The sequence below is a fragment of the Clostridium magnum DSM 2767 genome (assembly GCF_001623875.1).
Classification (GTDB): domain Bacteria; phylum Bacillota; class Clostridia; order Clostridiales; family Clostridiaceae; genus Clostridium_AM; species Clostridium_AM magnum.
On sequence record NZ_LWAE01000008.1, the window covers coordinates 114,970 to 134,334 of the forward strand.

Below are 19,365 nucleotides of genomic sequence, written 5' to 3' on the forward strand. Positions count from 1 at the left end.
ACTAATTAGTGGTTTATAGGCTGTTTTTTTAAATATGTGTACTTAGCTCAGAAACATTGGTTTTATATAACCAGTGAAGGATTTAAATGGCAATTTAATAACAGGTATTTCGGAGATGGTAGGAGCTATTTCGTTGAAGCCAAAAAATAACACAATATTTGTACCTTCTAAGTAAAAGGGGTGATCCTCTGCAATGCCCTTAAAATTTTGTGCAGCTTCAGGAGGATATATATCTTTATTTGCTATAAGTTGTTTTCTTATTTCGCTATTGATAAGTTCTCTATAAGGAGCTCCAGGCTTGAACAGGTCTTTTAATCCTAGAGATATTCCTGTATCTATATTGAAATTATAAGTTGCTCTGATATAGGAAGTTCTACCGTTAATAAATTGATGATATAGATTTGAGAGACTAATAATGTTGTTTTTATTATAAGTAATAGTGGTGTTATTAGATATAGCATAATTCATGAATTTCTTTTCTTCTTTTTTAGCCTTTAAACCATCTTCATCTGCAGCATCTTCCATTTGGCGTTTAAACTCCAGTATGTCATCTTTTAAAGAATCATTAATTTTATTCTGTACTCTTGTATTTTTAATACCGCTTAAAACAGGAATTCTTAAATCTTCATTAATATATTTTTTAGAAGCTTTCATTGGTATAAATGTAATACTTACATTGTTATCTGTTGATGAAATAGGATTACGGTTGAAAGACCCTCTAGCATAAAGGAAATTGAGTGATGCTGCAGTTCTTTGTTTATCAGTAATCATATTTTTTATAGAAGTTTTAATTTGGTCTGATGAAATTAGAACTACGATTTTTTGATATAATTTTATCTCCTCCAGTTCTTTATCTATACAGTCCTCTATAGCTTCTGTAATAGAGGTGTTAATCTTTATATTAGGTGAAGGTATCTCTACAGACTGGCCAGTAAGTTTTCCTAAAATTTGCTTGAAAGAGTTATAATGTTTTAGCTCATTTTCGTAGGCATGTTGAACTGAATTTAAAATATTTGTATCCTTTGTCATATTCATCATTAGTTTATATTTTTTTGAAGTAAATCTATTGTTGTTCATTGCTATTAGAATAAGATTAAATAAAGGATTATCCTTTAAAGTTGATGATTTAAACTTATATTGTTCTGAGTAGTACAATGTAAAGTTCCCTCCTAAATAATTAATAGTCAATATGGCTGTTCACTATAGATGAAGTTTCAACTGATTTCAATGAAAAAAGTTTATCCGATGACTACCCGCTCTAATACTCCCATGTTCTCCAAAGTGTACTTTGCGAGCGGCTACGCCCCTCCGATTCGTTCAACTAAGAATCAGGTGGGGGTTAAATGCCTAAATGGCATTTAACGGGCAAAGCCCCGGGTCGTAGACGAAACCCCATCTGATTCAAGTTTATACTTCATTAATTAAACTAATGACAGCCTAATCTATTGTATGTAAGCATACTAAAAAGTGTTATTAAAGGATTCAAATTACAAAAAAATAATAAGGGACTACCTAAATAGCATGTCCCTTACTGTTCTTTATATGCCTCCTGAAAATGTTAAGTATAATAATATAGTATTTAATCCAATAATCACTGTAGTAATTATCCAACCAATTATTTTGGTAATAGGTTTATTGACGAATGCACCCATTAGGTTTTTTCGGCTTGTAATTATCATCATAGGTATGATAGCTACTGGTAGAGCAAAACTTAAGCAAACTTGGCTTATAATTAATGCTTTCATAGGATTCACGCCTATTCCTATAATTATCATAGCCGGTAACATAGTTATTAATTTTTTAATGTTACTAGGTATTTTAAGATCTACAAATCCGTCTAGAACAGTTTCACCAGCCATGGTTCCTACAGCAGAAGAGGAGAAGCCCGATGCAAGTAAGGCTATGGCAAAAGCGCCGCTAGACATGGCACCAAGGAGCGGGGACAATGATTTGTGAGCTTGTTCAATAGAATCTACGGATATTCCTTGATTGAAGAAGACTGCTGCAGATACTATAACCATTGCAGCATTTACAATAAAGGCAATATTCATTGCAATGACAATATCTATTTTTTCCATTCTAAAGTGTCTTTCCTTTTCTTTTACAGACATATCAATATTGCGACACTGAACTAATTGAGAGTGCAAATATATTACATGAGGCATTACCGTTGCGCCAAGCATACCAACTGCTATAAGAACAGCTTGACCGTTTGGGAGGGAAGGAACCAGTGTATGAATACCAATTGCAACCCAATCTGGCTTCGCAAGAAACACTTCAACACCATATGCTACACATATAACTGCTACAAGTATTGTTATTATAATTTCTACAATTCGTTGACCATATTTTTGCATATATGTTATAAAAAATGTTACTAAGCCAGTGATGAGACCTGCTATTGGTAAGGGGATGCCAAATAATAAGTAGATACCTAGGGCACCACCTAAAAATTCAGCCATTGTTGTAGCTATTGCAGACAGTTCAGCAACAAACCAAAAGAACCAGTTGGTTTTTCGTGAAAAGACTTTACTGCACATCTGAGATAAATTAGCACCAGTGGCAATACCTAGTTTGGCAGAGGTGGTTTGGAGAAAAATAGCCATTAGATTACTCCATAATATAACCCAGAGTAGATTGTAATTGAAAACTGAACCACCACTAATATTTGTTGCAAAGTTTCCAGGATCAATATAGGCAACACTTACAATAAATGCAGGACCTAAATATTTTGATAGCTGCTTAGCTCTATTCAACATACTATTATTTACTACATGTATGGTATATTCTTTAGGATCAATATTAAGTTCCTTTAGTTCTGTTTCGTTATTCAAGTGAATGCACCGTCCTTATATGAATTTTATTAACTCTAAATTATTACTCTAGATTAATAATCTTAGCCTAGGCTAAGATTATTTCTCTAATATAAGATATGTATTAAGCAAAAAAAAGTTACAGGATAGGTAATAATTTATTAAGTATATGCATATAATTTGACGTAAAAAACTGCACCTTAAAATATATAAGGTGCAGCCATATAGATATCCATAGAAATATCGGTGCCAATTTAAGTTTTATTCCCAATATATAACTAATTGTTATCGCTAGTCATTAAAGCATTTAAATCTTCAATCTTATCTGCAGGTATAGGTTTGCTGAAGAGGTATCCTTGAACTCTTTCACAGTTCATAGAGCGAAGTATATCAAATTGCTCTTGCCATTCAACTCCCTCTGCAACTACATTTAAATTCATTTTGTGAGCTAGTTCAATAATGCCGTATACCACTGACTCATTTTTACAATTTGAATGGATAGAGTCAATAAAGGATTTATCAATCTTAAGATTATTTATTGGTAGTACTCTTAAATAACTTAGAGAGGAATAACCTGTTCCAAAATCATCTAATGCCACATTAATACCTAGTTGCCGTAACTTATTTAATATGTCTATATTATAGTCCAGGTATTGCATGAGAACACTTTCTGTGATTTCAATTTCTAAAAGCTCCGGTGGAAGTTTACTTTCTTCTAGAGCATTTTTTACTGTATTTAAGAAGTCTATGTGCTGAAGTTGTACTGTAGAAACATTCACTGCTATAACTCCTAAGTTGTATCCCTTGTCAAGCCACTCTTTGCCTTGAGTGCAGGCAGTTTTAAATATCCATTCTCCAATTGGTATTATTAAAGAAGTTTCTTCGGCTATAGGAATAAAATCTGCAGGTGAAACAAATCCAAAATCATTGCTTTTCCATCTAAGTAAGGCTTCTATACCCTGAATTTTTGTGGTTTTACAATCTATCTGAGGCTGATAATATAACTCAAGTTCATTGTTTTCTAGGGCATCTCTGAGGCCTTTTTCAATTTTAGTTTTCTTTAGAACTTCATCAAACATATTTTTATCAAAAAATTCATATCTGTTCTTACCTAAATCTTTTGCCTTGTACATAGCTGTATCTGCGTTTTTTAATAATAAGCTAGAATCTATTCCATCATCAGGATATAGAGATACTCCAATACTAACACTACTGAAAATTTGCTTTCCATCTATTTTAAAAGGTTTTTTACAAATATCTATTATATTGTTACAGGTTTTTATAATATCTTCTCTGTAATCTGCATCACGCATTAATATTGAAAACTCATCTCCACCCATTCTATATACAGTGGTGTTAGTTTCAACAATATTATTTATTGCAATAGCTAATGCTTGAAGAAGCTTATCGCCGTAATCATGACCTAAGGTGTCGTTAACTCTCTTAAAGTTGTCTAAATCTATAAAAAAAACAGCACCTTTTTCACTATTTTTACTGGCAGCCTTAAGAGCTTCATTAAGCTTATCCATAAGCAGAGTTCTGTTAGGAAGGGAAGTTAGGCTATCATAATAAGCTAAGTATTTGTTTTTTTCTTCAACAATCTTTCGTAAGGTGATATTACTGATAGATCCAGCCATTTTGAAAGCTCGTCCATCCTTATTTCTTAAAGCCTTTCCTCTAATATAAAGCCATCTTTCATTTCCATGTTTATCACGTGTTTTGAATTCACATTTATAAAAAGGAGTAGTTCCATCTAAATGGGAAAGCAAACTATTTACAAAAGGTTCCTTATCCTCATGGGATAATAAATTTTCTAATATATCTTTTAAACTGCCATCTTCATTAAAACCATATCCAGCAATATTTTTCCACTTATCTGAAGCAAAAAATTTATTTTTTTCTATATCCCATTCCCAGATTGCATCATTAGAACCTTCCAGTGCTAACTTATATCTTTCCTCAATTATTCTTAAAAATTCCCCACCTTGTTGAAGTTCATCATATTGTGCCCTAAGTTCTTCTTCCGTAGCTGTAAGTTCTTCGTAGACTGCACTTAACTCAGAATAGTTTTCTATAAGTTTCTTTTCGCTTAATCTTCTCCTGTTAATGTTTACAGCTAGTATAATTATAAATATTAGCAATACAGATATAATACTAATCATAGTTAAAACGAAATCCTTATATTTTTCATAGAAGGAGAAGGGTTTATTTATTATTATGCTGTCAGCAGGTATATTTTTTTTATTTATTTTAAATTTAGCTAATTCGTTAAAATCAAAGGTGTAGGTACTAGGGATCTCTTTAACTATAGGTATAGTATCAATTTTTTCGCCATTTAATACTCTAAGGGTTATCTCAGCTGCAATCTTTCCCTGTTCAAATGAGTTTATTACCTTTCCACCTAGAAGACCTTGTCCTAAAGGAAAATCCCAGCATATATAATTAGTTGCATTTATATTTTTCCATAATAAACTGCCGACTTTTTCATAATTTATAAAAGTTCCATCACTATTTTTTAGTTGGCCTATATGTAAGATAGCAGTATTATTGCCTAAATTAGAAAGGATATTTTGCAAATTCTTAATATTGGTGTCTGTGCAAAAATAGAAATTAGCAGATGATTTTAAAATTTTAGTTATCGTTTTAGCACGTTCTTCATTCAATTTACCAGTAGCAGTACTATCGCAGACTAAAATTATATTTTTAACATTAGGTTGAAGTTTGAATATACCTTTAATAGTAGATTCTATATCAATTGTTTCAACTATTCCAGTATAGTTCTTGTGCCCATTTAAAAGAGATTTATCAAAGTTGTTCACACCACAAAATACTATGGGGGTATTTGGAAAGAGGTCGTCTCCATATTTGATTATATAATTAAGAGCATCATTATCAGAACAAATTATAGCATCAAATTTTATATCATTATATTTTATTTTATGTAAATTATATAAGGCATCTATATAGGATTTATCTTTCACTTTTTTCATATCCATATAGACATAGCTTAGATCGATTTTTTCTGAGTCATTATCTAATACAGAATTTATTCCTTTAGAAATATTATTTATCCATTTAAAGTTCTCTGAATAGGAATGTAAAACCAATACCTTCTTAGATGAATTCATACTTATATCAGTATTTACAACATCCGCATTTACATAAATTCTTATATTTAATATAAAACATAATGCAAAAATAATTATTAAAAAGAACCTTTTTAATAAAAGTTTATTCATGGAGTATCAACCTCCCTTTCTGTTTAAATAAAATGCTTAAGTATCAAGTCATCGGATAAGTTATCTTCAGTAGATTACAAATAACTACTTAATCACATTTTTTACAACATATTTCATAAAATATTTATACTTATATACTACCACTTATATCAAAATTTAGAAATATGATTTTTTATTCATTTATTCGCCAATTTATGCGGCTTGATATTTCTATCTGATTCAACTCTCTATATCATCATATAATTAAAAGATTAGAGATAAAAGGCGGTATAATATGTAGTAATATTGCTTTATAATAAATAATAGAAATCTATCTTATTTGGAAAGGAGAGATTAATAATATGGAATTTAGTATTTTCAAGGTGGAAACCTTTATACCTGAAGAATATGTAAAAGAACTTAGAAAAAGTCTTAATGATATAGGCGCACTAACCATAGGCGGTAATTATGATAACTGTATGTCTATATATAAAGTTATAGGTTCTTGGAGACCCTTAAAGGGAGCAGATCCTTTTGAGGGGGAAATTGGAAAACTATGTGAGGCAGAAGAGTATAAGGTAGAATTTTGTTGCAGAAGGGAAATTATTAAAGAGGCGGTAGATGTGATAAAAAAGGTTCATCCTTATGAGATACCGGTTATAAATGTAATGCCTGTATTAAGTGCTGAAACTATAACGAAGTTTGTGTAAATTTACGCAAACTTCATTATACTATTATATATGAATTTTTTTATATACCATATGTATAATTAAATAAAACTAATGTCTAACAATGTAGCCTTTTACCTTTACTCTTCCCATGTTATTAACCCTTCTAAAGTAATTCTGATCGCTTTCGCCATCTTCTCTGGGTATATACACGTCTAATCTATTTATAGTGTTAAAGTTATCTCCTCCTCTATCTGAAACAGTTAAGGTTCCAAATTCTTTAGTATAAATCTCTGTTCCAAGAGGTAATACATTATTTGCAACAGTGCCAGCAGTAAGTTTTTCACCACTGCAGTTTATACCATTAAAACCTCCATTCTCTTCAGGTAAGCTAGTGTAGAAGGTTAAGGTAATATCAAGTTCATTACTTATACTACCTCCACGGGATAGATGATTTGAGCCTGGTTCTTCTTTTGATGCTACTTGCTTTGTATCCTTTTGAGAATTTACTTGTTGTTCATTTGACCGGGGGTTTGTTACCTTATTTTCATTAATTTCATTGTCATCTTTTGAGTCGTTTGACTGAGCGACATACTGAATTTCATTCTTTTCACTGTTAAAAATATTTTTATTTATACTGTTATAAATATATGAATTCCTTATATTTAGGATTCCAACGGCCAGAATTATAGTTGTTATTAATCCTTTCACATTTGTATTCATACCAACATCCTTTCTGTATACGGTCTCCTTAAATTAGTATGAACAGATTTTGGGAAATATAACCAAAGAATTTAAAGTGAAATAAAATACCCCCTCTATTTTTCGTATAGAGGGGGGGGATTTTATTCTACTTTAAACTTATCTAGTTCATTATTTAGATCAAGGGCATTTTGACTAAGTTTCTCCGCTGATGCTGATACCTGTTGTATAGCTGCTAGCTGTTGCTGCATTGATGCAGTTACTTCCTCAGAAGCAGCAGCAGTTTCCTCTGATACAGAAGATATACTGTGCACCGCTTGAATAATAGATTCTTTATCTCTGTTTATTTGATTTACAAAATTACCGACAGATTTAATATTTTCCGTGATAGAATTTATTGAATCAAGTATATGTTCAAAGGAATCATTGACTTCTCTAACAGAATGAGTTTGTTCCTCAGAAATCTGCTTTACTTCATTCATTATTTGCACTGTATTGCTGCTTTGATTTTGAATGGATACAACTATTCCATTTATTTCCTTAACTGCATCATTAGATCCTTCTGCAAGGTTTCTTATTTCATCTGCCACTACTGCAAAGCCTTTACCTGCTTCGCCTGCTCTTGCCGCCTCTATAGATGCATTAAGAGCTAGTAAATTAGTTTGTTCTGATATTGAAGATATAGTTTCTAAAATATTAGTTATATTTTTAGCTTTATTATCTAAATCAATTATTGCTGTCTCAATTTTTTCAATAGAAGATTGATTTTGTCTATTCTTATTTTGAAGTCCTTCTACAACTTCTACGCCTTTTTTATTTATTTCAGCTACATCTTCTGTAAATTTTAAAACTTTATTTGTGTTATCATCAAGTACATTAAGCTTGTTTGAAAGTTCTAAAGTAAGAGAGGCACTTTTCTCTGCATCACTAGCTTGCTCTGATGCACCTTTTGCTATTTCTTCAACAGCATTTGTTACACTTTCTGCTGAACTAGTTGTCTCCTCAGAAGTAGCTGCAAGAGTTTCGGAAGACATGTTTACGTCATTTGATACAACTTGAATGTTTTTAATAAGTCCTGCTATTGTTTCAACCATAGCATTTATTCCTTGTGAAAGTTCGCCAAGTTCATCTTCGGATTTATTTGTTAAACGAATGGTCAAATCTCCTTCCTTAATCTTATTAATATTACTTAAAAGTGTCCTGATGTTTTTAGTTAAGGAATTTGAGAAGGATAATGCTATTAAGATTGCTATAACTAATAATGCTATTCCAATGAAGAAAGTATTGGAAAGCATGCTTCGGGTTTTACTGGAGATTTCGTCTTCATAGGTTGAAGTTAGTATCGTCCAATTAAGGTTGTCTACTTTAGAAAATGCAGCTAATTTTTTTTGATTGATTCCACCTTCATTTTGAGAATACTCTATGTATCCTTCTTTATTTCCACTGATAGCTTTTGTAATTTCAGGTATTGTTAATGGTTTACCGATTAGTGATTTATCCTTTTCAGTTATTATATTATTTGCTGAATCTAATATTATCGCATAACCTTTCTGTCCAACTTTAATAGAGTTTATTTTATTGCTTAAGGCATCTAGGCTTAAGTCTATAGATACTACTCCTATAAGTTCATTTTTATTGAAAGAATTATATACTGGAGTTGCAACAGATATTGTTAACTTTTGGGTAGCTGCATCAACATAAGGTGCAGTCCATATAGTGGAATTCTTTGCTAAAGCTTCTTTATACCAAACTCTTGATGTAGGATCATAATTTTCAGACATTTTTTGAGCTGGATATATGGTGAATTTTTTGTCCGTAGTACCTATATAAATGGATTGAACTCCCTTATGAGATTCTGCAAATGCTTTAAAAGTATTCAGCATGGATGACTCAAGTTCAGGATGGGCAGATATTTGCTGTATAGTAGAGTCTTTAGCCATATGAAGAATACTTTCTTCATAAGCAGAAGTGTAATATTGTATAGATGAATTTATCTGCTTAGTAAGTTCAAAAGAAGATTCCCTAAGGGACTGCTTTTGAAGGTTAGTGGATTTATAATAGGATGATGCGCCTAAAACAAATAATGGAATAAGAATTAGTAAAGTAAACATTGCTATTAACTTAAATTTAATTGTCATTTTAATTTTACTGTTTTTTTTCATATTTGAAGCCTCCTGATAAAAATGTTGAAAAATATTCTATGATGCAGATTATAGTATATATTAATTATCGACTAATTTTAATTTTTATTAATGGCTTATTATGGATTAAATTGTAATATTAATACTGTTTTTATCTAATTTTAGCATAAAATTGAATTGTAGACAAATAGATGAGGATAGTAGTTTATCCGATGACTACCCGCTCTAATACTTCCATCTTCTCCAAAGTGTACGTCACGAGCGGCTACGCCCCTGGATTCGTTCAACTAAGAATCAGGTGGAGTTTGAAACCCCATCTGATTCAAGTTTACACTTCATAATAAATAATAGGAATAGAATATTCTAACGGTAAAATGCACTAAAAAAACATGTTATAAAAAATAACAGACTTCTATATAGAAACTTTAATGGTCTCTATATAGAAGTCTGTTATTTTTAAGATTTTAGACTATGTAATTTAATTATTCACATATAGTTACAAATCTTTTAAACTTGCCTTTTGAAACATCGCATCTGTCAACAATATTAAAACCTGATGCAAGAAGATATCTATCCATATTTTCAAAGGTAAGAATCACCAATCTATTTGATATTTTACGAGCACTGTTTATAATATCTACTTGATCTTTAAGAGTAGTTGGAGAAAATAAGCCATAGGGAAGGTCTATGATTGCTACATCAAACTTATCTGTTATTGTATTCATGTCTCCTGTAGTTATGACATTTTCATATCCAAAGTGCTCAAGATTCTTCTTTGCATTTTCGGCTATCAGGGGGTTTAGTTCATATCCTATAATATCAATGCCCTGGGATAATGCTTCTACAAGTACTGTTCCAATGCCACAGCAAGGGTCTATGACTTTTAATTTTAAATTATTTGATACTGCAATATTTACAATAGCTCTTGAAGCCTTTACACCAAGGGCATTGGAATATGAATAAGGTTTTCTATTATGCAAGTGCCATTTAGATTCATTCAGTTCATATTCACCTAGTATCCATTTATCATGAACCTTTGTTATAGCTAGAAGTAATTCTGGATACTGCATTTCTGCTTCTCCATTAATATTCATTCCAATTAGGTATTCAATCTTTCTTCTTTCATCTAAGTGGAGAATTTCATCACCATAATTCACATAGGAAACTTTAAATTTATCAAGAGATAATTTATCAGTGGTAATTTGATGTACTATATCTTCTAGTGTATTTCCAGTATACATTATTGATATACACTCCTTTAGAAAAGGACTTCTAGAGGGACTAACATGATGATAAGAAAAAAAGTGTTTTTTACAGGGAATTTTATTGAAAAGAGTTTTCATTTCCATTTTGCATAGATTTTCTTCATCCAAAGCATATTTAATTGTATAGAAATATGGTTTAATCAAACCTTTTATATTCACTTTTGGTTTTACTGAATATGCTAATTTAGTATTAGTTTTCATTTTAATAGGGGTTAATCGAAACATAAATACACCGCTTTCTTTTAGTTCAAAAAATTGATATTATAAATGTAATATATAATAGTAGTAAAGTCAATGTACATCTTCTTAAGCTCTATCGTGGTCTTCATTTAGTTTAGATATATACTCATTAATTTTCTCATACCACTGATTGTAAAGTTTTGGACGTTCCACTTTAGCTACTGACATAAAATAATCAAGCACACCAAGCTTATACATACCCTTGGACAAGTGTCGAGGAAAATCTCTTTTTTTTGAATAGAATTTTTTGGGATCTATTACCATTAAAGAACCATCTGACTGGATTAAAATATCTTTACATCGTAGATCCTCCTTTAGAAATTGAAGGTTTTTAAACTCTTCTAATAAATCTAAGATCTTTATTGCCAAATCTTTATTCAAACCATGATGTTTTATATAATCTTTAAGTATTACACCGTCTACATAATCTCTTATCATGTAATTTCCCGACATACCATATACTCGAGGAAAATATTTATTATTACCTATTTTATTCAATATAAAATATTCTTTCATGCAACTCTTAATATCAAAACAAACTTTAATTACTTTACCATCAGGTAACAAATAAACAATACCATTATGACCTTTACCAAGCACCTTACAATCTAGAAGATTAACATCAAAATTCTCGATATATCGTTCATATATTTCTCTATGCATTTTAACTCCTTTCAGAAGAATACTATACTATATGATATGTACTATCATGTAACTTAATTCTAGATGAAGTGGAAATTTGAATCAGATGGAGTTTCAAACTCTATCTGATTCTTAGTTGAACGAATCCAGGGACGTACTCGCTCTTTACTTCCTCTTTGAGAAAAGCAGAGAGCCCAAATCTCTGATTTGGTGCGAATCGCTTTCACACCGTGCGTAGGGAGTATTAGAGCGAGTAGTCATCGGATAAAATACGCATTGTTATATAGACATTTACATTAACAATATACTATTCAATATAGATAGGTTTTTAGAACAAAAAAACAATGCCTCATTAGTGTAAAGGCATTGTTAGCTTAGATTTATAAACCTAATAAAGAGGAGACCTTATCCTTGTCAAAGCCAAGAATTTCTTCATTATCAATTACTATAAGAGGAACGGATCTATATCCCTTTTTCATAAGTTCTTTTCTAGCTTCTGGATCAGACGAAATATTATGCTCAGTAAATTGAACGTTATTTTGATTTAGATAGTCTATAGCAGCATGGCAATAACCGCAGGTATCACTTGTGTATATATTAACTTTTTTCATAGTTATCACTCCTATAATTTTAATATTTTGTTAGCAAAGATATTTATCCTTTATGGTATAATTATATGATAAAACTAAATATTTGTAAATAATAATTATTAATTATAAAGAGGTTTTTGGAAATCTATTAAAGGATGCGGATATAACTAATATATATTATTATATTTAAAAAATAAATTATTCAAAGTTTTTATGGAATTTTTAATCAATTGAATTTGAGATTTTATTTTTTAGAATAATAAGCTATAATTTAAAAGAATGATTAATATATTCTAAGGGGATGAAATTATGATTCGTAACTATAAAGATAACATACCTGTGATACATGAAAGTTGTTTTGTAGCAGAGAGTGCAGATATTATAGGAAGAGTGAGTTTAGAAGAGAACTGCAGCATCTGGTTTGGCGCTGTAATTAGGGGAGATTGTAATTTTATTCATATAGGAAAGGGTTCAAATATTCAAGATAACTGTACTGTACATGTGGGGCATAAAGAAGCTGTAAAAATAGGCGAGTACGTAACAGTAGGACATAATGCAATCATACATGGATGTAAAATTGGATCTAATACTTTAATTGGTATGGGGGCTGTAATTCTAAATAATGCAGAAATAGGAGAAGGAACTATAATAGGAGCAGGAAGTCTTGTAACGGAAAATAAAAAAATACCTTCTGGTGTTTTGTGTATGGGTTCGCCTGCTAAAGTTATTCGTGAACTTACAGAAGAGGAGAAAAGGCGTATCAAAGAATCAGCAAAGTTTTATTTAGAGGAAATGAAGGGGTATAAGTAAGCATGTATTGAAGCAAGATCTTAATTCAGATGGGGATTCTTTTACCCCATCTGATTCATTTTATGTATGGTGTTTATGAATATAGGAACTTTGAATCTCCATTACAGATTTATAATACTTTTTAGGAGAAAGGTTAAATTCTTTCTTAAAGGCTCTTACAAAGCTCGAATAATCTCTAAAACCACATTCTAAATAAATTTCCGTTATTTGTTTACCCTTCTTAACAAGGGAGGCTGCAAGTACTAATCGTTTTTGTTGTATATAGCTGTGAAGTGTATAGCCAGTTTGAGCTTTAAATTTATGCATAAGATAAAACTTATTCATGTAAAATTTTAAAGCTATATTTTCTACAGATAAAATTTCACCAAGATTTTTATTAATATAATCAAGTATTTTGACTATCCTCTCGTCATATTCAATGTCCTTTTCTTCTATGTTAATTTCAGTTCCTATATAAAGTCTGTTAAAATAGACCATAAGTTGAAGAAATAGCGAATTTTTTAATACAATGTTTCCAAAGTTTTTGTCTTTAATGGCGTCTTCAAGAAGATATATAGTGTTTTTTATGCTTCTAATTCCTTCAAGATTTGAACGGAGTAGATTTATTTTGTGCTTTGAAGAAAGCTCAAAACAGGTAAGCAAGTTACTGCCATTGTTATGTAATTCTAAAAAGTTCTGGTTTACCCAAATGACTATTCTTTCATATGGTTCATCGGAACTTACTATGGCTCTATGGACATCATTGCTATTTATAAAAAGCAGATCCCAAGGTTTTAGTCTGTAGGATTTCCCCTCTATTAGGTAAGTTACTTTTCCAGAGATAAAAACAATTATTTTATTAAAATCATGATAATGAAATTCGAATTCCATACTTTTTTTATCTACTAAATGAAAAAATTCAAAATCGCCATTAAGATATCCTCTCTTAATTTTCAATTCACTATTTTCATCATACATTCAATCACCACCAAACTTTATTTTGTATGAAGATTACTAGTTCTAATATTTATATTTGATTCAAGTTTCTGTCTTATTAATATGTTATAGCAGTTTTTACAATGTTTCAAGTGCTGCGTGTATTCCAATTAATTAATGGATAAAAAAACTATGATAGATTTTCATGGTTTTTTTGCTGTAAAAATATATTTGTAAAAACATATTCTTACTAAATTGATTTATTATAACTAAGGTGATATAATAAATGGAAATTATCAAAATATTAAAATTATATACGTGTAATTAATAAAGTATCAATTAATTATCTTATAAAATAGAATATTATCAAAAAAACATCTTTATTAAAGGAACTCAGAAGGAGGTTTGGTAGAGAAAATTACTAAGAAAGTTCTTAACAAAAATGAACTGTGAATCAGATAAGATGTCATGGAATAAACAAAATTATTAAAATTATATTTGAAAGGGAGTATGTTAAATGAAAAAAATTTTTTCTATGTTTATTATTTTAGTACTTAGTATATCAGTTTTGGCTGGTTGTGGACAAGGTACCTCAGAATCCAAATTAACATCAAGTTCTAATAATAGTTCTAAGGAGAATTCATTAGATAGGGTTAAGAAAGCAGGAAAAATTATTATTGGAATAGACGATACTTATCCGCCTATGGAATTTAAGGACAAAGATAATAAGCTTGTAGGCTATGATATAGACATAGCAAATGAAATTGGTAAAAAACTTGGTACTAAGGTAGAATTTGTTCCAACGGCATGGGATGGTATCTTTATGGCTCTTCAATCTAAAAAATTTGATGTTATACATTCTAGTGTTAGTATAACAGATGAAAGGAAGAAAACTATGATTTTCACAGAGCCATATATTTATGGTGGAAATGCAATTTTTGTAAAAGCTGATAATACAACGGTAAACAGTCAAGATGACTTTAAAGGGAAAATTATAGGCTGTCAAGTAGGGACTACTGCACAAGATGCCTTGAGCAAGATATCAGGTATGAAAGAAGTTAAAAAGTACAATGGAATGACAGAAGCCTTTTTAGACCTTAAAAATGGAAGGATAGATGCTGTTGTTTCAGATCCTCAGGTTGGAGATTATTACATTGCAAGCCAAAAGGATAAGTTTAAGAAAATAAAATCCTTATTAAGTCAGGAACCAATAGGTGTAGCATTTAGAAAAGATGATACAGATTTAAGAGATGGTTATCAAAAGGCTATGGACGAGCTTAAAAAAGATGGAACACTATCAAAGCTTTCTGAAAAATGGTTCGGTTATGATATTTATAAAGAAAATCAGTAATTAGACTTTGATGTATATGTAGCCATCGGATAAAGCTTAGCTTACTGATTGAGGGGAGATTTTATAATGGATTTTAATACTTTAGTGGGTATAGTACCTATTTTACTTAAAGCAAGTATTATGACTCTTAAGTTAACATTTTTGTCAGTTGTTTTTGGAACTATCATAGGGGTAATTGTTGCAATGATTAAAATATCATCTAATAAGTTTATTGCCTCTATTGGTAATTTTTACACATGGATATTTAGAGGAACTCCTCTTTTGCTTCAACTTTTCGTTTTTTACTATGGGTTTCCATCAGTTGGAATAACTCTTACATCTATGCAGGCAGCTATAATTGGCCTAAGCATTAACTCAGGGGCATATATGGCTGAGATTATAAGAAGTGGTATTCTTGCTATAGATAAAGGACAGTTTGAAGCATCAAAGGCTCTAGGCTTTACTCATTATCAGACTATGAAAAGAATTGTGCTTCCTCAAGCATTTAGAATAGTTATTCCTCCTGTAGGTAATGAATTTATAGCTATGATAAAGGATACATCTCTTGTTTCCTCTATAGCTATGGAGGAGTTACTTAGATCAGCAGGTCTTTTAGTATCAGCTTCAGGTAATCCAATAGGACCATATTTTATTACAGCTTGCTTATATCTTTTAATGACTACAGTTTTCACTTCGATTTTTTCTTCAATAGAGAAAAAGTTGTCTATATATTAGGGAGGAATTGTTGATGAATATAATTGAAACTAAAGGACTAACAAAGGTCTTTGGCAATCTTAAGGTTTTTGAAAATCTAGATGTAAGTGTTAAAAAAGGAGAAGTGCTTGTAATAATAGGGCCTTCTGGTTCAGGCAAGAGTACTTTCTTAAGATGTTTAAATCATCTAGAAGTGCCTGATAAGGGTTCTGTTATGATAGAAGAAGAAAATTTAGATTCAAAGAATAAAAAGCATCTGAGAAAAGTAGTTGAAAAAATGGGTATGGTTTTTCAAAACTTTAATCTATTTCCACATATGACAGTGCTTCAAAATGTAATGGAAGCTCCTATCACAGTAAAAAAAGAAGATAAAGAGATTGTTGCTAAGAGAGCAAAAAAATTAATAAATAAAGTAGGACTAAGTGAAAAATTTTTAGAGTATCCTTCTAAATTGTCCGGGGGACAGAAACAGAGAGTGGCGATTGCAAGGGCTCTTTGTATGAAACCAGATATAATGCTCTTTGATGAACCTACTTCCGCATTAGATCCTGAACTTGTAGGTGAAGTTTTAAGTGTCATGAAGGATTTGGCAAAGGAAGGTATGACTATGGTAGTTGTGACTCATGAAATGGGTTTTGCTAGAGAAGTTGCCGATAGAGTAATTTTTATGGACGGTGGAAAAATCGTTGAACAGGGTACTCCAGAAGATATTTTTAAAAATCCTAAAGAAGAGAGAACAAAGGCTTTTTTAGAAAAAATACTATAAGTTACCCTATAAAATTTAAAATCCTCCATTAATTTTAAATCAGAAATCTTACAGGAATGAAGGGGAATTATTAATAAATATATATCATCAAAAAAACCCTTTGCATAGAGGGTTTTTTGTGATGTAGTTTTTTGTATAAATTTGAATTATTCACGGATAAAAAAATTTCATACTTCAGTGATGGCTTGTCATAAAGGTTATTGACACTGGAATGGGCTTATGATAATATATGTATAAATATAAAATAAAATGTATAAAATGAATAAAATAAATTGCATATTTTTTATCATATAAGAAAAATCAACGGAAACAACGGGATGTTTGGAGAATATTTATGCAAGAGTTTAATTTTTGGGGGGTATTGTTATGGAAAATTTAAAAAATAAAAGTTTTTTAACATTAATGGATTTCACAACGGAGGAAATAGAATACTTATTAAGTTTAGCGAAAGAATTAAAAACTGCAAAAGCTCAGAGAACGGAAAAGCAAAAATTGAAAGGTAAAAATATAGCTTTACTATTTGAAAAAGACTCAACAAGAACAAGATGTGCTTTTGAAGTTGCAGCTCATGATCAGGGAGCATATACAACTTACTTAGGTCCTACAGGAAGCCAGATGGGTAAAAAGGAATCAATAGCTGATACTGCAAGAGTACTGGGAAGAATGTATGATGGAATTGAATATAGAGGATTTGGTCAATCCATAGTTGAAGAGCTTGCTGAGTATTCTGGGGTACCTGTGTGGAACGGATTAACAGATGAAGATCATCCTACTCAAGTTTTAGCAGACTTTTTAACAATACAAGAACATGTAGATAAACCACTTAACAAAGTAGTATTTGTGTATGCCGGTGATGGAAGAAACAATGTTGCAAATGCATTAATGATAGGTGCATCAAAGATGGGAATGGATTTTAGAATAGTGTCACCAAAGGAATTATTTCCAAAGGAAGAGCTAATTGAGAAATGCAGCAAAGTTGCAGAGGAGACAGGTGCAAAGATTACTTGTACAGATAATATAGCTGAAGGTGTTAAAGGTGCTGATGTAATATATACAGATGTTTGGTTATCAATGGGTGAATCCGTTGAGAATTGGGAAAGTAGAATAAAACTTTTAAAGCCATATCAAGTTAATATGGATATGCTTAAGATGACTGGGAATGAGAAGGTTATTTTTCAGCATTGTCTACCAGCTTTCCATGATCTAGGAACAAAAATCGGCAAAGAAATTTTCGATAAATTTGGATTAGAGGAACTAGAAGTAACAGATGAGGTATTTGAAAGCAAGCATTCCGTTGTATTTGACGAAGCAGAAAATAGAATGCATACAATAAAAGCAGTTATGGTAGCAACTTTAGGACAATAGCATTTAGAAATTCATTACAGTTTATATTTTTTTAATGATTAAATAAATTCAATTACTATGTGGAGGAGATACAATGAAGGGAATATTATATCTTGAGGATGGAACAGTCTATATGGGTAAAGGGTTTGGTAAAAGTGGAACTTCAGTTGGAGAATTAGTTTTTAATACCTCTATGACTGGATATCAGGAAATACTTACTGATCCGTCCTATGCTGGACAGGTAATAACTATGACGTATCCTCTGATAGGAAACTATGGTGTAAATAGATTTGCTTGGGAGTCAAAAAAATCCTTTGCCAGAGGGTTAGTGGTAAAATCCATATCTAATACACCTTCTAATTATACTTGTGAAAACTCAATAGATGAAATGCTTAAATCAATGAATATTGTTGGCATATATGGTGTGGATACAAGAAGTATTACTAAGAAAATTAGAAGTAATGGAGCTTTAAAATGTGTAATATCCACAGAGGAATTATCCATATCAGCTCTTGAAGATTGCTTAAAAAATGGACAGTATAATGAAGATTATATGGAAGAAGTAAGTACAAAAGAAATTATAACTATAAAAAACCAAGGTCCAAAGATAGCAGTTATGGATTTTGGTGCAAAAAATAACATTATAAATAACTTAAAGCACAGAAATTGTGACATTACAATTTTTCCTTATAATGCAACTTATGAGGAAATAATGGAGATTAAACCAGATGGAGTATTACTAAGCAATGGTCCTGGAGATCCTAAGAGCGTTGAATGTGCAATTAAGACCGTTAAAAAGATTATAACTAAGACTCCTACCTTTGGGATATGTCTTGGACACCAAATATTAGCACTGGCTGTAGGTGGAGATACCTATAAAATGAAATTTGGCCACAGAGGAGGAAACCATGGAGTTTATGATATACAGAGAGACAGAGCTTATATAACTTCTCAAAACCATGGTTATGCAGTAGATGAGCAAAGTATAGAAGAAAAAGGTATGATTATTACACACAGAAACTTAAATGACAATTCTATAGAGGGAATGCAGCATAAAGAGCTGCCAGTTTTCTCAGTTCAATTTCATCCAGAAGGAGCACCAGGACCAGAAGATACATCTTATTTATTTGATAAATTTATGGGGTTAATGAAGGATAGTCGATAAGAAGGTTGATTTAAACTCAATATATTAACAACGTGAAGGTAT

General features: G+C 30.9%; 16 protein-coding genes. 7 read left to right on the forward strand and 9 right to left on the reverse strand.

Annotation, left to right across the window (positions count from 1 at the left end):
• Positions 1 to 42: 42 nt before the first annotated feature.
• The 3 genes from CLMAG_RS24085 to CLMAG_RS24095 all read right to left on the reverse strand — a co-directional run bounded on the left by CLMAG_RS24085 (position 43) and on the right by CLMAG_RS24095 (position 6,052).
• Positions 43 to 1,155: a PdaC/SigV domain-containing protein gene (locus CLMAG_RS24085; protein WP_242873125.1), complete on the reverse strand. Its 1,113-nt coding sequence runs from the start codon at positions 1,153 to 1,155 to the stop codon at positions 43 to 45.
• 383 nt (positions 1,156 to 1,538) lie between these two features.
• Complete coding sequence (locus CLMAG_RS24090) at positions 1,539 to 2,801, reverse strand: Nramp family divalent metal transporter (RefSeq protein ID WP_066629044.1); 1,263 nt, start codon at positions 2,799 to 2,801, stop codon at positions 1,539 to 1,541.
• 290 nt (positions 2,802 to 3,091) lie between these two features.
• Complete coding sequence (locus CLMAG_RS24095; protein WP_082832068.1) at positions 3,092 to 6,052, reverse strand: ABC transporter substrate binding protein; 2,961 nt, start codon at positions 6,050 to 6,052, stop codon at positions 3,092 to 3,094.
• 341 nt (positions 6,053 to 6,393) lie between these two features.
• Between CLMAG_RS24095 and cutA the strand changes: the two genes are divergently transcribed.
• On the forward strand, positions 6,394 to 6,741 hold the full coding sequence (cutA, locus tag CLMAG_RS24100; RefSeq protein WP_066628639.1) for a divalent cation tolerance protein CutA: 348 nt from the start codon (positions 6,394 to 6,396) through the stop codon (positions 6,739 to 6,741).
• A gap of 69 nt (positions 6,742 to 6,810) precedes the next feature.
• Here cutA and CLMAG_RS24105 read toward each other — a convergent pair whose 3' ends face one another.
• The 5 genes from CLMAG_RS24105 to CLMAG_RS24125 form a co-directional block, all read right to left on the reverse strand.
• Positions 6,811 to 7,422: a 3D domain-containing protein gene (locus CLMAG_RS24105; protein ID WP_066628641.1), complete on the reverse strand. Its 612-nt coding sequence runs from the start codon at positions 7,420 to 7,422 to the stop codon at positions 6,811 to 6,813.
• Positions 7,423 to 7,544: 122 nt separating this feature from the next.
• Complete coding sequence (locus CLMAG_RS24110; protein ID WP_066628643.1) at positions 7,545 to 9,563, reverse strand: methyl-accepting chemotaxis protein; 2,019 nt, start codon at positions 9,561 to 9,563, stop codon at positions 7,545 to 7,547.
• Between the two features lie 461 nt (positions 9,564 to 10,024).
• Entirely contained in the window at positions 10,025 to 11,008 is a 984-nt protein-coding gene (locus CLMAG_RS24115) for a TRM11 family SAM-dependent methyltransferase (protein WP_139264118.1), read from the reverse strand.
• A gap of 105 nt (positions 11,009 to 11,113) precedes the next feature.
• The gene (locus tag CLMAG_RS24120; RefSeq protein ID WP_066628645.1) at positions 11,114 to 11,710 is read right to left on the reverse strand and encodes a serine/threonine-protein kinase; all 597 of its coding nucleotides are present in this window, start codon (positions 11,708 to 11,710) and stop codon (positions 11,114 to 11,116) included.
• A 359-nt stretch (positions 11,711 to 12,069) separates the two neighbouring features.
• A complete protein-coding gene (locus CLMAG_RS24125) occupies positions 12,070 to 12,300 on the reverse strand; it encodes a glutaredoxin family protein (RefSeq protein ID WP_066628646.1) in 231 nt (76 codons plus the stop codon).
• A gap of 288 nt (positions 12,301 to 12,588) precedes the next feature.
• Between CLMAG_RS24125 and CLMAG_RS24130 the strand changes: the two genes are divergently transcribed.
• Positions 12,589 to 13,089 carry a gamma carbonic anhydrase family protein gene (locus CLMAG_RS24130; protein ID WP_066628647.1) on the forward strand — a complete coding sequence of 167 codons (501 nt, stop codon included), beginning with the start codon at positions 12,589 to 12,591 and terminating at the stop codon, positions 13,087 to 13,089.
• A 60-nt stretch (positions 13,090 to 13,149) separates the two neighbouring features.
• On the opposite strand, the gene CLMAG_RS24135 is transcribed toward CLMAG_RS24130, so the two are convergent.
• Positions 13,150 to 14,046 (reverse strand): AraC family transcriptional regulator, encoded by an 897-nt coding sequence (locus CLMAG_RS24135; protein ID WP_066628652.1) that lies wholly within the window; start codon positions 14,044 to 14,046, stop codon positions 13,150 to 13,152.
• A 475-nt stretch (positions 14,047 to 14,521) separates the two neighbouring features.
• Between CLMAG_RS24135 and CLMAG_RS24140 the strand changes: the two genes are divergently transcribed.
• The 5 genes from CLMAG_RS24140 (at position 14,522) to carA (ending at position 19,323) form a co-directional block, all read left to right on the forward strand.
• On the forward strand, positions 14,522 to 15,355 hold the full coding sequence (locus tag CLMAG_RS24140; protein WP_066628653.1) for an ABC transporter substrate-binding protein: 834 nt from the start codon (positions 14,522 to 14,524) through the stop codon (positions 15,353 to 15,355).
• Between the two features lie 66 nt (positions 15,356 to 15,421).
• The gene (locus CLMAG_RS24145) at positions 15,422 to 16,069 is read left to right on the forward strand and encodes an amino acid ABC transporter permease (RefSeq protein ID WP_066628654.1); all 648 of its coding nucleotides are present in this window, start codon (positions 15,422 to 15,424) and stop codon (positions 16,067 to 16,069) included.
• Between the two features lie 13 nt (positions 16,070 to 16,082).
• Positions 16,083 to 16,814, forward strand: a complete 732-nt coding sequence (locus CLMAG_RS24150) for an amino acid ABC transporter ATP-binding protein (RefSeq protein ID WP_066628657.1) — start codon at positions 16,083 to 16,085, stop codon at positions 16,812 to 16,814.
• A gap of 366 nt (positions 16,815 to 17,180) precedes the next feature.
• The gene (gene argF / locus CLMAG_RS24155) at positions 17,181 to 18,179 is read left to right on the forward strand and encodes an ornithine carbamoyltransferase (RefSeq protein WP_066628659.1); all 999 of its coding nucleotides are present in this window, start codon (positions 17,181 to 17,183) and stop codon (positions 18,177 to 18,179) included.
• Between the two features lie 73 nt (positions 18,180 to 18,252).
• Positions 18,253 to 19,323, forward strand: a complete 1,071-nt coding sequence (gene carA / locus CLMAG_RS24160; protein ID WP_066628670.1) for a glutamine-hydrolyzing carbamoyl-phosphate synthase small subunit — start codon at positions 18,253 to 18,255, stop codon at positions 19,321 to 19,323.
• The last annotated feature ends 42 nt before the right edge of the window (positions 19,324 to 19,365 follow it).